13 protein-coding genes are annotated in these 12,794 nt (G+C 69.6%); 5 read left to right on the top strand and 8 right to left on the bottom strand.

The genetic code is table 11. The annotated features are described in order from the left end of the window. Window positions 1-85: 85 nt before the first annotated feature. Genes CRO12_RS16520 through CRO12_RS16500 form a run of 5 tightly spaced genes read right to left on the bottom strand, consistent with a single transcriptional unit; the run spans window position 86 to window position 4,489 of the window. Complete coding sequence (locus tag CRO12_RS16520; RefSeq protein WP_097065000.1) at window positions 86-928, bottom strand: class III extradiol dioxygenase subunit beta; 843 nt, start codon at window positions 926-928, stop codon at window positions 86-88. Further along, window positions 928-1,338: a protocatechuate 4,5-dioxygenase subunit alpha gene (ligA, locus tag CRO12_RS16515; RefSeq protein WP_097064999.1), complete on the bottom strand. Its 411-nt coding sequence runs from the start codon at window positions 1,336-1,338 to the stop codon at window positions 928-930. The genes CRO12_RS16520 and ligA overlap by 1 nt, the downstream gene beginning before the upstream one ends. Continuing rightward, a complete protein-coding gene (locus CRO12_RS16510) occupies window positions 1,335-2,360 on the bottom strand; it encodes an amidohydrolase family protein (protein ID WP_097064998.1) in 1,026 nt (341 codons plus the stop codon). The genes ligA and CRO12_RS16510 overlap by 4 nt, the downstream gene beginning before the upstream one ends. After that, window positions 2,357-3,235 carry an NAD(P)-dependent oxidoreductase gene (locus CRO12_RS16505; RefSeq protein ID WP_097064997.1) on the bottom strand — a complete coding sequence of 293 codons (879 nt, stop codon included), beginning with the start codon at window positions 3,233-3,235 and terminating at the stop codon, window positions 2,357-2,359. Before CRO12_RS16505 ends, CRO12_RS16510 begins: the two co-directional genes overlap by 4 nt. Before the next feature lie 57 nt (window positions 3,236-3,292). Continuing rightward, window positions 3,293-4,489 carry a LysR family transcriptional regulator gene (locus CRO12_RS16500; protein ID WP_245858562.1) on the bottom strand — a complete coding sequence of 399 codons (1,197 nt, stop codon included), beginning with the start codon at window positions 4,487-4,489 and terminating at the stop codon, window positions 3,293-3,295. A 104-nt stretch (window positions 4,490-4,593) separates the two neighbouring features. Here CRO12_RS16500 and ligK point away from each other — a divergent pair, with 104 nt between their 5' ends. The 5 genes from ligK to CRO12_RS16475 all read left to right on the top strand — a co-directional run bounded on the left by ligK (window position 4,594) and on the right by CRO12_RS16475 (window position 9,165). Beyond that, window positions 4,594-5,268, top strand: coding sequence for a 4-carboxy-4-hydroxy-2-oxoadipate aldolase/oxaloacetate decarboxylase (gene ligK, locus CRO12_RS16495; RefSeq protein ID WP_097064995.1), 675 nt, complete (start codon window positions 4,594-4,596; stop codon window positions 5,266-5,268). Then, a complete protein-coding gene (locus CRO12_RS16490; RefSeq protein ID WP_097064994.1) occupies window positions 5,261-6,316 on the top strand; it encodes a 4-oxalomesaconate tautomerase in 1,056 nt (351 codons plus the stop codon). Before ligK ends, CRO12_RS16490 begins: the two co-directional genes overlap by 8 nt. Beyond that, a complete protein-coding gene (locus tag CRO12_RS16485) occupies window positions 6,313-7,209 on the top strand; it encodes an amidohydrolase family protein (RefSeq protein ID WP_097064993.1) in 897 nt (298 codons plus the stop codon). Before CRO12_RS16490 ends, CRO12_RS16485 begins: the two co-directional genes overlap by 4 nt. 103 nt (window positions 7,210-7,312) lie before the next feature. After that, on the top strand, window positions 7,313-8,860 hold the full coding sequence (locus tag CRO12_RS16480) for an alkaline phosphatase D family protein (RefSeq protein ID WP_097064992.1): 1,548 nt from the start codon (window positions 7,313-7,315) through the stop codon (window positions 8,858-8,860). A gap of 29 nt (window positions 8,861-8,889) precedes the next feature. Beyond that, the gene (locus CRO12_RS16475) at window positions 8,890-9,165 is read left to right on the top strand and encodes a hypothetical protein (RefSeq protein ID WP_097064991.1); all 276 of its coding nucleotides are present in this window, start codon (window positions 8,890-8,892) and stop codon (window positions 9,163-9,165) included. 2 nt (window positions 9,166-9,167) lie between these two features. Here CRO12_RS16475 and CRO12_RS16470 read toward each other — a convergent pair whose 3' ends face one another. The 3 genes from CRO12_RS16470 to CRO12_RS16460 form a co-directional block, all read right to left on the bottom strand. Further along, window positions 9,168-10,943, bottom strand: coding sequence for a M14 family metallopeptidase (locus CRO12_RS16470; protein ID WP_097064990.1), 1,776 nt, complete (start codon window positions 10,941-10,943; stop codon window positions 9,168-9,170). Window positions 10,944-10,994: 51 nt separating this feature from the next. Next, window positions 10,995-11,336 (bottom strand): SWIB/MDM2 domain-containing protein, encoded by a 342-nt coding sequence (locus CRO12_RS16465; protein WP_179641063.1) that lies wholly within the window; start codon window positions 11,334-11,336, stop codon window positions 10,995-10,997. Between the two features lie 95 nt (window positions 11,337-11,431). Then, complete coding sequence (locus tag CRO12_RS16460) at window positions 11,432-12,787, bottom strand: DUF1501 domain-containing protein (RefSeq protein ID WP_179641062.1); 1,356 nt, start codon at window positions 12,785-12,787, stop codon at window positions 11,432-11,434. Window positions 12,788-12,794 lie beyond the last annotated feature (7 nt).

The raw sequence follows: 12,794 nt of genomic DNA, 5'->3' as shown, positions 1-12,794 counted from the left end.
CCGGCGAAGGCCGGGGTCCATCTCTGTGTCGATGCGACGATCGCCGACAGACATGGATGCCAGCCTACGCTGGCACGACGATGGTTCAGTCGACCGGTTCGAGCACCAGGTGCCCGACCGCGGTGTTGCTGGCGGGGACGTGATAGTGGCGGTGCAGTGCGCGCGTGGTCTTGCCCATCGCGCCGCGCATGATCAGCCACATGACCATCTCGATCCCCTCGGACCCGGTCTCGCGCAGATACTCGATGTGCGGCACGTGGCGCAGCTCGTCGGTGTCGCCCTCCAGCCGGTCGAGGAAGCGGTTGTCCCATTCCTTGTTGATCAGGCCTGCGCGCTCGCCCTGGAGCTGGTGGCTCATGCCCCCGGTCCCCCACACCTGGACGTTCAGGTCCTCGGGGAAGCTCTCCACCGCGCGGCGGATCGCCTCACCCAGTGCCCAGCAGCGATTGCCGGAGGGCGGGGGATAGGTGACGACGTTGACCGCGAGCGGAATGACACGCGCCGGCCATTCGTCGGGCTGGCCGAACATCAGCGACAGCGGCACGGTCAGGCCGTGGTCCACGTCCATCTCGTTGATGATCGTCATGTCAAATTCGTCGAGGATGCAGCTCTGCGCGATATGCCAGGCGAGATCGGGGTGACCCTTCACCACCGGCACCGGGCGCGGCCCCCAGCCTTCGTCCGCCGGCTTGAACTCCTCCGAGCAACCGATCGCGAAGGTCGGGATGACCCGCATGTCGAACGCGGACGCGTGGTCGTTGTAGACCAGGATCACGACGTCGGGCTTTTCCGCCTTCTCCCACTCGCGGGTCCATTCGTAGCCAGCAAGCGCGGGCTTCCAGTACGCTTCCTGCGTCTTGTCGAGGTCGATCGCGACGCCCAGCGCCGGTATATGGCTGCTGGCGACGCCAGCGGTGATGCGGGCCATCAGCGCGCCTCCTTCTTGGAACGGACACCTTCCGGCGAGCGGCCGCCGGCGATCATCATTGCCTGGTAGTCCTCCAGCGACATGCCGCTCATCGTGCTGACCGCCTGGAGGAAACTCTGCCCGTCGGTCGAGAAAACCTTGGACAGGAAGTAGATGTTGCCGCCGAGGTCGAGCAGCTTGGTGTAGTTGCGCTCGAGCACGGCCGCCTTCTGCTCGTCCGTGAGCTTCCACTCGTCGAGGTAGGCGCGCTCGTCCGCCTTCCACCGCGCGCGATTGTCCGCCTTCATCAGGCTCATCGCAAACTGGTTGAGGTGATAGCCCTGCCGCGCGCGCTGCGCGGTGAAGACGCGGGTGCCAGGGATGTCGTCGAACTCGGCGAGATAGGCGTGGATATCGCGTGGGGTGCTCACAGGCCGCGCTCCTTCAGCTTGGCATCGAGACGGGGGAAGACGCGGCGGGCGTTCCCCTCGAAGATCGCATGGCGCTGCTCGGGCGTGATCGGCAGCGCGTCGACGTAGCGTTTGGTGTCGTCGAAATAGTGCCCGGTCTCGGGATCGATCCCGCGCACCGCGCCGACCATCTCCGACCCGAACAGGATGTTCTTGGTATCGATCACGTCGGCGAGCAGGTCGATGCCGGGCTGGTGATAGACGCAGGTATCGAAGAACACATTGTTCATGACGTGCGTGTCGAGGCTCGGCTGCTTCAGCATGTCGGCGAGCCCGCGGTAGCGGCCCCAGTGATACGGCACCGCGCCGCCGCCGTGCGGGATGATGAAACGCAAGTTCGGGAAGTCGCGGAACAGGTCGCCTTGAATCAGCTGCATGAACGCGATCGTGTCGGCGGCGATGTAATAAGCGCCGGTCGCGTGCAGCCCGGGATTGCAGCTGCCCGACACGTGGATCATCGCCGGCACGTCCAGCTCCGCCATCTTTTCGTAAAACGGGTACCAGAAGCGGTCGGTGAGCGGCGGCGCGGTGAAGTGCCCGCCGCCGGGGTCGGGATTGAGGTTGCAGCCGATGAAGCCGTGCTCGGTGACGCACCGCTCCAGCTCGGCGATCGAGCCGGAGAGGTCCGCCTTCGGGTTCTGCGGCAGCATGCAGACGCCGACAAAGGTTTCGGGATAAAGTGCAACGCAGCGCGCGATCAGGTCGTTGTTGGCGCGCGCCCAGGCGAGCGCCACGCCCTCGTCGCCCACGTGCGGCGCCATGGCGGAGGCGCGAGGAGAGAAGATCGTCATGTCCGCCCCGCGCTCGCGCAGCAGCCGGAGCTGGTTCGCCTCCAGCGTCTCGCGGATCTCGTCGTCGGAGATTTGGGGGTAGGGCGGGGCGGCCTCACCGGCCTTGAACGCGGCTTTCTGCGCCTCGCGCCAGTCGTTGTGAGCGGCGGGCGCGGTCGTGTAGTGGCCGTGGCAGTCAATGACGAGGCTCACGCGGCCTTCTCCTCGGCGGTGGGCAGGAGTGCGGCGAGCTTGGCGTCGAGCCCGCGCGGCGGAGCGAGCCCGAGCGCGCCGATGTCGTGCTGGCGCTGGGCGGTGCCGCGCGACATGACGCTGCCGGTGCCGAGCGCATCGAGGGTCGCGACGACCTCCTCCATCTCGGCGGCGCGGCGCAGGCCGTGCACCAACATGCGGTCGAGGTTGTAGTCACCGCGCGCTGCCCACGGCACCGCGCGGTCGCTCGCGTCGAGCGAAGCGAGCACCTCGGCCCGCACCCCCGCCGCTTCGGCCGCGAGCAGGCACTCCGCGGTGAGCGCCTCCAGCCCCTTGACCATGACGGAGCGGATCATCTTGATCGCCGACGCCGCACCGATCTCGCCCGCGACCGCGCGAACGTTGGTGAAGCCAAACTGACGGAGCGCCGCCACGCCCTTGTCGGCGTGCGCACCGCTGACCAGCAGCGGGACCGCGCGCCGCGCGGGATCGACTGGCGCCAGGATCGCGACGTCGCAGTAGCGCCCGCCTGCCGCCTCGATCGCGTTGGCGGCGGCGCGCTTGGTCTGCGGCGCGACGCTGTTCCCGTCGAGCCACAGCGCGCCGGCAGCGAGCAGCGGCGCATATTGGCGGGCCGCGGCGAGCGCCTGATCGGCGGTGACCAGCGACAGCACGGCGGTCGCGGTGGAAAGAGCATCGGCCGGCGTGTCGACCGCCGTCACGTCGGCGGCGCGGCAGGCGTGTCCGATGGCGTCACGGGTGGCAGGCGAGTCGAGCTTGCGATCGTAGGCGCTGACGGACACGCCCGCGTTCCGGTCGGCAGCGAGTGTGCGCCCAGCTTCCCCAAACCCGATGATCGCAAACCTGCTCTCCATAGCCCGGGACTGATCCACCGCACCCGGCACTGCCAATCGGATTTCGCCCGAGCCTATTCAGTTTCCGAAAGTGTTCGCCGCATCACGCAGCAGCGTAAGGAAACGCGCTTGAGCCGGGGTGGGTCGCCACCCGGCACGTGTGCTAATTCCGATCGTGCGGTTGCCCTGGTGCAGCGGCGGGCCGATCGGCGCCAGCACGCCCGCTTCCGTCTCCAGCGCGATCTGGGCGGGGGAGAGCAGGGTCAGGAAGTCGCTCTGGCGCAGGACCTCGCGGATCACCATCACCGATCCGCAATCGATCGGCGCGGCGGGTGCAGCGCGGCCCGCGAACAACGCCTGCCACTGCGCCCGGAGCGGCGTGCCGCTTTGCCCGACGATCCAGGGGTAGCGGGCGATGTCCTCAAGGCTCGGCGCCGCGGTTGCCGCGAGCGGGTGGCCGGCGCGGCCGACCACCACCAGCTGGTCGACCAGCAGAGGCTCCTGCTCCAGCCCGGCCGGCGCCGTGTCGCGCAGCGCGCCGATGGTAAGGTCGAGGACACCGTCGAGCAGCGGATCGATCAGCTCGCGCCACGATCCTTCCACCACGTCGATCCGGACGCCCGGCTGCTCGGCGGTGAGCCGCGCGATCGCGCGCGGCACGATCAGCGCGCGCGACAGCGGCATGGCGCCGATCGTCAGGCTTCCGGCTCCTTCCGCGACATCGCCCATGATCTCCACGATCGCCGCGCCGATCTCCGCGCGGGCCAGGCGCACCCCACGCGCGAGGCGCAGCCCGCGCGGAGTCAGCGCCACGCCGCGCCCGCGCCGCTCCACCAGCGCCAGGCCGCAAATCTGCTCCAGTTCGCGTACCGCGCGGTGCAGCGCCGGCTGCGACAGGCCGGTCGCCGCCGCCGCCCGTGCAAATCCGCCCGCGTCGGCGAGCGCGAGAAAGGCGCGAAGCTGGGTGCCCGTCATCAGCAGCTCGGGCCGTGCGAAACCGCGGCCGCCGCCGCGAACGGCGCCGGAGAGATGGGCGATCGCGGCATCGTTGCGCCCGGCCAGCACCTGTCCTTCCTCCGTCGCTCGCATGCCGTCCGCGTGCCGCTCGAACAGCTTGGTGCCCAGCCGCTGCTCCAGCTTCGCAATCCCCTGCGTCAGCGCGGGCTGCGACAGGCCGACGGCCTCTGCCGCCGCGCTCATGCTGCCGCGCGCGATGATCGCGGACAGCGCGCGCAGGTGACGGGGGTTCAGGCTGAAGGGATCAGGTGCAGTCACCGGCGTCATATAGCAAATTCTTATGGGTCGCCCGCAATCCGAATTGCCCGGAGGCCGGTGCAAAAGCCTAGCTGGCTCGACCAAGGCGGATAAGGAGCGCGCGGATGGCAGGCACGGTGGTACGACACATCGAACGCGCGGATGCCGCCGTGATCGACGGCCTTGCATCGGCAGGGGTCGCGACCGTGCACGAGGCGCAGGGCCGCACCGGGCTACTCGCCCACTACATGCGGCCGATCTACCCCGGCGCGCGGATCGCCGGCTCGGCCGTGACCATCTCCGCCCCGCCCGGCGACAACTGGATGGTTCATGTCGCGATCGAGCAACTGGGCGAGGGCGACATCATCGTGCTCGCCCCGACCTCGCCGTGCGTCGACGGCTATTTCGGTGACCTGCTCGCGACCAGCGCGATGGCGCGCGGGTGCCGCGGGCTGGTGATCGATGCCGGCGTCCGCGACGTGCGCGATTTGACCCAGATGGGCTTTCCCGTCTGGTCAAAGGCGGTGTTCGCGCAAGGGACGGTGAAGGCGACGCTCGGCTCCGTGAACGTACCGATCGTTTGTGCGGGTGCGGCGATCCAGCCCGGCGACGTGATCGTCGCGGACGACGACGGCGTCTGCGTGGTGCCGCGCGGCGATGCGGCGGCGGTGCTGGAGAAGGCGCAGGCGCGGGAGGCGGCGGAGGAGAGCAAGCGGCAGCGGCTGGCGGCGGGCGAACTCGGCCTCGACATCTACGACATGCGCGGCAAGCTGGAGCAGATAGGCCTCCGCTATGTCTGAGGGCACCCGCGTCATGTGGATGCGCGGCGGCACGTCGAAGGGGGCGTTCTTCCTCGCCGACGATCTGCCGAGCGACGCTGGTCAGCGCGACGCACTGCTCCTCCGGATCATGGGCTCGCCTGATCCACGCCAGATCGACGGCTTGGGCGGCGCCGACCCGCTCACGTCCAAGGTCGCGGTCGTGCGCCGGTCGGAGCGCCCCGGAGTAGACGTCGACTATCTGTTCCTGCAGGTCTTCGTCGACCAGCCGATCGTCACCGACAGCCAGAATTGCGGCAACATGCTGGCCGGCGTCGGGCCGTTTGCGATCGAGCGCGGGCTGGTCGCGCCGGCGGGCGACGAGACGCCGGTCGCCATCTACATGGAGAATACCGGTCAGGTCGCCGTCGCCCGCGTGCAGACGCCCGGCGGGCGCGTCCGCTACGACGGGGACGCGGAGATCAGCGGCGTACCTGGCACAGCCGCCCCGATCCCGCTCCTGTTCCGCGATACCGCGGGGTCGAGTTGCGGCGCGCTGCTGCCGACCGGAAACGGGGTCGACGTGATTGACGGGGTCGCCTGCACGCTGATCGACAACGGCATGCCCTGCGTCGTCCTGGCCGCCGCCGACGTCGGCGTCACCGGCTATGAGGATCGGGAGACGCTCGACGGCAATGACTCCATGAAGGCGCGGGTGGAGGCAGTTCGCCTCCTCGCCGGGCCGCTGATGAACCTGGGCGACGTACGGGAGAAGTCGGTGCCCAAGATGATGCTGGTCGCCGCACCGCGCGAGGGTGGGGCGGTCGCCGTCCGCTCGCTCATCCCGCACCGCGTCCACGCTTCGATCGGCGTGCTCGGCGCGGTCAGCGTCGCCACCGCCTGCCTGGTGCCGGATTCGCCCGCCGCCGCGCTGGCCGATGTTCCGGACGGCAGCACCAAGACGCTCGGCGTCGAGCACCCGACTGGCGTCACCGAGTGCGTGGTGACGATCGATGCCGCTGGCCAGCCGGTCGAGGCGGGGATGCTACGCACCGCGCGCAAGCTGATGGACGGGGAGGTCTTCGCATGAGCACCGATGCCGAGGGACGCATCCGCAGCTGGACGCTGGAGCCGTCGCAGCCGCGCTACATGCCGCCTGCCGGAGCGGTCGACGCGCATTGCCACGTGTTCGGCCCCGCCGCCGACTTCCCGTTCAGCGCCAAGGCCAAATACCTGCCGCAGGACGCGGGGCCGGACATGCTGTTCGCGCTGCGGGATCGGCTCGGCTTCGCACGCAACGTCATCGTCCAGGCGAGCTGCCACGGCACCGACAACCGCGCGACGCTGAACGGGATCGCGGCGTCCAATGGCGCGGCAAGGGGAGTCGCGGTGGTCGACCCCGCGATCGGCGACGACGAGCTCGACGCGCTCCACGCCGGCGGCATTCGCGGCGTCCGCTTCAACTTCCTCAAGCGCCTGGTGGACGATGCGCCCAAGGACAAGTTCCTCGACGTGGCCGGGCGGATCGCGCGGCTCGGCTGGCACGTCGTCGTCTACTTCGAGGCGGATACACTTGCCGAGCTGCGTCCGTTCCTGGCAGCCATTCCCGTCCCGGTCGTGATCGACCACATGGGTCGCCCCGATGTCGCGCAAGGGCCGGACGGCGCGGAGATGCGCGCGTTTCGTGCGCTGCTCGACAGCCGCGACGACATCTGGACCAAGGTGACCTGCCCGGACCGGCTCGACCCGGCCGGACCGCCCTACGCCGACTTCGTCGCCGCCACCCGCCCGCTGGTGGAGTCCTACGCCGACCGGGTGCTGTGGGGGACCGACTGGCCACACCCCAATATGGAGACGAACATTCCCGACGACGGCGCGCTGGTCGACGTCATTCCGGCGATCGCGCCGACCGAGGCGCTCCAGCACAAGCTGCTCGTCGCTAACCCAATGCGCCTCTATTGGCCGGAGGAGGACGCGCGCTGACCGGGCGTCGTGCAAGTGACATGCGGCGGCGCTAGGGAGGGCAGATGTCCGACGATTCCAGCTGCCACGCCGTCCGCTTTCTTGCTGTCGCGCGGGTGAGGTCATGATCTCACTCACCCGCCGCGTCCTGCTCGGCTCGGGCCTCGTCCTTGCCGGTGCGCCCGCAATCCTGCGCGCGCAGCAGCTGTTCACCGCCTACCCCTTCCGGCTCGGCGTCGCCTCGGGCGACCCGGCTCCGGATGGCTTCGTGATCTGGACCCGGCTCGCTCCCGATCCGTTCCAGCCGCACGGCGGCATGCCGATGGCGCCGGTGGAAGTGAGCTGGGAAGTCGCGCGCGACGAGGCGATGCGCGATATCGCCGCCAAGGGCACCGCGATGGCGCTGCCCGAACTCGCCCACGCCGTCCACGTCGAGGTCGCCGGGCTGGAGCCCGCGCGACCCTATTGGTACCGCTTCCAGATCGGGCGGGAACGCTCGATACGAGGCAAGGCGCGCACGCTGCCACCCGTCGGTACGCCGGTCGATCGGGTGCGCTTCGCGGTCGCGGGCTGCCAGCACTATGAGGACGGGTTGTTCACCGCCTATCGCCACCTGGCAGCGGAGGACCCCGAGTTCGTCTTCCACTATGGCGACTATATCTACGAGGGGCGGAGCTCGCCCGTGCCGGTCGGCTATGACGGTCGTCCGCGCCGCTTCGTCCGCGCGCACGAGGGGCAGCTGCTCCACGACCTGTCCGACTATCGGCAGCGCTACGCCCAGTACAAGCTAGACCCCGACCTGCAGGCCGCCCACGCCGCTGCCGCCTGGTTCCCGACCTTCGATGATCACGAGGTCGAGAACAACTGGGTCTCGATGACCGATCAGAAGGGCACACCGCCCGAGTTCTTCGCGCTGCGCCGCGCAATGGCGCTCCAGGCGTGGTACGAGCATCTGCCGGTGCGGCGCGCGTCGCTGCCGACGGTTGCGGGCGTCACGGCCTATCGCCGGGCGACAATCGGCAACCTCCTCGACCTGCACCTGCTCGATACCCGCAGCTTTCGCAGCGACCAGCCCTGTGACGACGGGTTCAAGCCGGTGTGCGCGGGGGTCCGCGACCCGAAAGCTGCGGTGTTAGGCGACGCGCAGGAGAAGTGGCTCGCCACCAATCTCCAGCAGCGCCGCGCACGGTGGAACGCGATCGCGCAGCAGGTCATGGTCATGCCGCTCGACCGGCGCACCGGGGATGAGCCCGCGCCGCTGCGCAACATGGACAGCTGGGGCGCGTATGATGCGCCGCGCGAGCGGCTGCTCCGCCAGCTTGCCGGGCGGAACGCGGTGGTGCTGACCGGCGACGAGCACCAGACCTTCGCCGGCGACCTCCGCTTGAACGCGGGAACGGGGAAGGCGGTGGCGGTGGAGCTGGTCACCACCTCCATTTCGTCGGGCGGCAACGGTGCCGATCGGCGGGCGAACGGTGAGAAGATCCTGGCAGGCAACCCCTATCTTAAGTTCACCGGTGACCGCCGCGGCTACACCTTGTGCGACGTGACCCGCGACGCCTGGCAGAGCAGCTTCCGCGTCGTGCGCGAGGTGTCACAGCCGGACGGGGAGGTCGCGACGCTGGCGACCGCGACGATCGCCGCGGGTCAGCCGAGCGTGACGGTCGCCTGATCACGAGAGTCGCCTTCATCGGCACGTACGTGCTGCTCCTCGCCGCGCCGGCGGCGGCGGTGACGGCGTTCGTAGCATGGATCATCCGGGCCGAGTGGATCGGGCTTGGCCGTCGCGCGGCAACGATCATCATTACCGGCCTGATTGCGCCACTAACCATAATGCTGTGGGGCGCGTGGCACCTCCATCACGCGCCTGACGCCGCGACCGACATGATCCCGCCCGGTCCCGGACTGGTGATGGCGGCCCTGCCGGCGGCGGCGCTGTGCCTGCTGGTGAGCTGGCTGATCCTGCACCGGCGCTGACCTCAGCGCAGTTCGCGCCCGACCGGGTAGAGCAGGTAGCGGTCGTCGTAGTAGGGCGTGCGCTCGTAGAACCAGGCAAGCCGCGCGCTGCCATCGGCGGCGAAGGCGGGATCGGCGGCGAGTCTCGCCTCGAACGCGCGGCGCAGATCGGCATCCTCGGCGAGCATGCGATCGGCGACGGGGGCGATGGCGTAGCCCTCGATGTACTCGGTGCGCTGGAGCATGCCGGGGAAGAAGTTCCAGGCGAGCAGCGAGTCGGCGCTCTCCGGCTCTAGGATGACGGCGGCGAGCAAGCCGAGCGGCTGATCGGCGGGGACGCGGACCGATCCGGCGGGGAAGGTCTCGCGGCGGGGCGCGTGCGTGTAGCTGCCGGCCGTCAGCGGAACATGCCCCTCGCTCGCGTTGCCAAGCTTGGGCGCACCGATCCGGACGGTGTCGAGCGTCAGCGTGCGCGGCGCGGCGATCGTCTCGTACGCGATGCCGTGCAGCTTCAGCCGCGCGATCACGTCCCGCGCTGTCGCCGGGACCCACCATGCTCGTGGCAGGGCGACGCTCTTGTCCGGATCGGGGCCGAACACGGGCATCTTCTGCATGACGGGGCGTCCGAGCCAGCGGATCTCCTCACGCCCGGACGCGGCGGAGCGGTAGCGGTCATGGGCGACACCCTTGAAGTCGAGAGTGTAGAGCGGCTCGGCGCGCGGCTTCCAGGTCACGGTCAGCCGGTCGGGACGGCTCGCGCGGTCACGTGCGATCGCCGTGCGCAGGCCGACCGACTCCTGTCCGAGCAGGCGCAGCGCCTCCTCGACGAACACATAGGTGCCGAGCACGCGCTGGCGGTACGGTTTGAGTGAGTGGGTCTCGAGCAGCACGGTCGGAATGCGGGCGACGTCGCCGTAGCCGGTCGAGAAGCGCGGGGTGTCCGGCGTGTGCTCGATCCCCTTGTCGGGATCGGTGTTGCTGAGCGCGCTGACGTAGAAGCCGGGGATGTGGCCTGCGCGGGTGAGCGCCCGATCCATGGCCGGGCGCAGCTGCGTGTCGAGCCATGCCCCGATCGCGGCCGAGCGCGCGTAGCGACCCCGCCAGCCGCTGAACGCATAGGTGATGTCGTACTGGTGATCGATGCCGTCGGTCACGTGCAGGTCGAGGTAGAGGGCCGGATCGAACCGCTGGATCAGGCGCAGCATCGCCTGCATCTCGGGCGCGTCGGCCTTCACATAGTCGCGATTGAGGTTGAGGTTCTGCGCGGTGGTGCGCCAGCCCATGTTACGCGGACCGCGCTGGTTCGGCCGGTTCCACAGGCTCGCGCGCTCATGCCCGTCGGCGTTGAAGACGGGAACGAAGACCAGGTCGACCCGGTCGAGCAACCGATCCTTGCCGCGGTGCGCGATGTCGCGCAGCAGCATCAATCCGGCGTCCTTGCCGTCGATCTCGCCGGCATGGATGCCGGCCTGGACCAGCAGCACCGGCTTTGCCGCACCACCTTTGCTCGCTCGGACGAAATAGAGTTCGCGGCCCTGCGCGCTGCGGCCGAACGGCTCGATCGACAGCAGCGTCGGGGCGGATGCGACCAGCCGGTCGAGCCACGCCCGCGTCTCGGATCCGTCCGGCGTACGGTCGAAGCCGTCGCGCTCGGCCGGCGTGATCCACGGATCGTCGGCGTGGACGATCAACCGCTCGCTCGCGCCCGACCACTGGAGCGCCGGCGGCAGCGGCGCTGCGCGCTGCGCGGATGCGGTGGTCGCCGCCAGCGCGGCGAGAAGCGGCAGGTAGCGAAGCATCGATTGCCTGACGCCGGAGGGCGGGCCGGGCGCGGACGCCCGGCCGGCCGCTTACGCCTTCTTGGCGGTGAGGTGCGCGCTCAGATGCTTGTTCATCTCGAACATGCTGACCGACTTCTTGCCGAAGATCTTGGCCAGCTTGTCGTCGCCGTTGATCTGGCGGCGATCCTTTGCGTCCTGCAGGTCATGCTTCTTGATGTAGTCCCACACCTTGCTGACGACTTCGCTGCGCGGCAGATCGTCCTTGCCGACGATCTCGGCCAGGTCGGCGGAGGGGGTCACCGGCGCAGTGATGCCGCCGCGCGCGCCGCCGGCGGGCTTGCCGGTCGCCTTGACCTTCTTCTCCGCGGCCTTGGTCTCATCCTTGCCGCGCTTTTCCGCCGTACGTGCCATGGTCATCCCCTGCTTGGTCGATTCTGTGCCCTGTGTAGGACAAGAGCGGGAGCAACGCTACAGAACCGTAACAGTTGCCGCCGCTGCCGCGGTTATCAGGCGAACAGCGGCAGCGGCGCCCGGCCGTTGCCGTTCCACGCCGACCAGTTGGGCATCACGTAGGGCATGTCGGTGTCCGTCACGCCGTGCCAGCGGGCGATCGCGCCCAAATACTCCTCCTGCGCGACCGTCGGCAGGAATCGACCCTCCGACGACACGTCGTCGGCACCGCCGAGCACGGTGGAGGGATAGAGCCCGTGCACCGTGCGGGGCTTTAGCGCGGCGCCCATCACCAGATGGTTGTTGCCCCAGGCATGATCGGTGCCGTTCTGCGCATTGCCGCGGAAGGTGCGGCCGAAATCGCTCATGGTGAAGGTCGTGACCGCGTCGGCCGCGCCGATCGCTTTCAGCGCGTTGTGGAAGGCGGCGAGCGCCAGCGCCAGGTCGCCGAGCAGGTTGGCGTGCGTGCCCGTCGACGTGTCGCCGTTCACCTGCGCCGAATGGTTGTCGTACCCGCCCTGGCTGACGAAGAAGGTCTGGCGATCGTGGCCGAGCGAACCCCGCGCCTCGATCATGCGGGCGACGCGGGCGAGCTGGCGCGACACGTCGCTTGTCAGCGCCGCCCCGGTCGCCGGATTGACGAAGTGCGTGTCGACCACGCTGGCGGCCGACAGGATCGTGTTGGCGGCGGTCGCCTGCGCATAGGCGGCGGTGATCTGCCCCGCCGTCACGTCCGCGACCGTGCCGAGCCCGGCGGCGGTCGCGAAGGCATCGATGGCTGCGTTCTTGGCCGACGAGCCGGCCGCGTAGCCGTTGCGGCCGAGCGTGCCGGTCGACGGTAGTACCAGCGGCGTGGCGGTCTGCCCGATCACTGCCAGGTTCGATCCGCCAAGCGAGATCAGCGCCGGCGTGGCCGGGCGGTTGGAGCGATCGGCGATCCGGCCCATGAAGCCGTCGTAATTGTCCGTCCGCGCGCGCAGGCCCTGCCAGTGCGCCTGCTCGTCCGAGTGGCTGAGCAGGTTGGTCGGGCGCAGGTCGGCGCGGCTTTGGTACAATGCCTTGGTGAGCGGCGCGTGGAGCGTGCCGGCGTTCAGCACCAGACCAAGTGCGCCCTCGTCCCATATCGCCCCCAGCGGCGCCATGGCGGGGTGGAGGGCATAGGGCACGCCGGTGAGCGGCGTCAGCCTGGTCTGCGCCAGCGCGACCGTGCCGCGTGATCCGGCGTAGCCGGCGTAGCGCGCGTCGGTCGGCACCACCATGTTCCAGCCGTCGTTGCCGCCGAACAGGAAGACGCCCACCATCGCGCGGTAGCCCGAGCCCCCGGCCGCGATGGCGGAGGTCCGCGCGAGTTGCCCCAGCACCGCGGCCGCGCCGGCACCGGCGACGAACTTGTGGAAATGGCGACGGGTCATGCACATC

This window comes from Sphingomonas guangdongensis (genome assembly GCF_900199185.1).
GTDB lineage: Bacteria > Pseudomonadota > Alphaproteobacteria > Sphingomonadales > Sphingomonadaceae > Sphingomonas > Sphingomonas guangdongensis.
Note: the sequence above shows the minus strand (reverse complement) of the source record. Positions and strands in the feature narration are given on the sequence as shown.

Coding starts and splice junctions, on each gene's coding strand:
- CRO12_RS16520 (WP_097065000.1), bottom strand. CDS start 928: ATGGCCCGCATCACCGCTGGCGTCGCCAGCAGCCATATACCGGCGCTG.
- CRO12_RS16505 (WP_097064997.1), bottom strand. CDS start 3,235: ATGGAGAGCAGGTTTGCGATCATCGGGTTTGGGGAAGCTGGGCGCACA.
- ligK (WP_097064995.1), top strand. CDS start 4,594: ATGGCAGGCACGGTGGTACGACACATCGAACGCGCGGATGCCGCCGTG.
- CRO12_RS16490 (WP_097064994.1), top strand. CDS start 5,261: ATGTCTGAGGGCACCCGCGTCATGTGGATGCGCGGCGGCACGTCGAAG.
- CRO12_RS16485 (WP_097064993.1), top strand. CDS start 6,313: ATGAGCACCGATGCCGAGGGACGCATCCGCAGCTGGACGCTGGAGCCG.
- CRO12_RS16480 (WP_097064992.1), top strand. CDS start 7,313: ATGATCTCACTCACCCGCCGCGTCCTGCTCGGCTCGGGCCTCGTCCTT.
- CRO12_RS16470 (WP_097064990.1), bottom strand. CDS start 10,943: ATGCTTCGCTACCTGCCGCTTCTCGCCGCGCTGGCGGCGACCACCGCA.
- CRO12_RS16465 (WP_179641063.1), bottom strand. CDS start 11,336: ATGGCACGTACGGCGGAAAAGCGCGGCAAGGATGAGACCAAGGCCGCG.
- CRO12_RS16460 (WP_179641062.1), bottom strand. CDS start 12,787: ATGACCCGTCGCCATTTCCACAAGTTCGTCGCCGGTGCCGGCGCGGCC.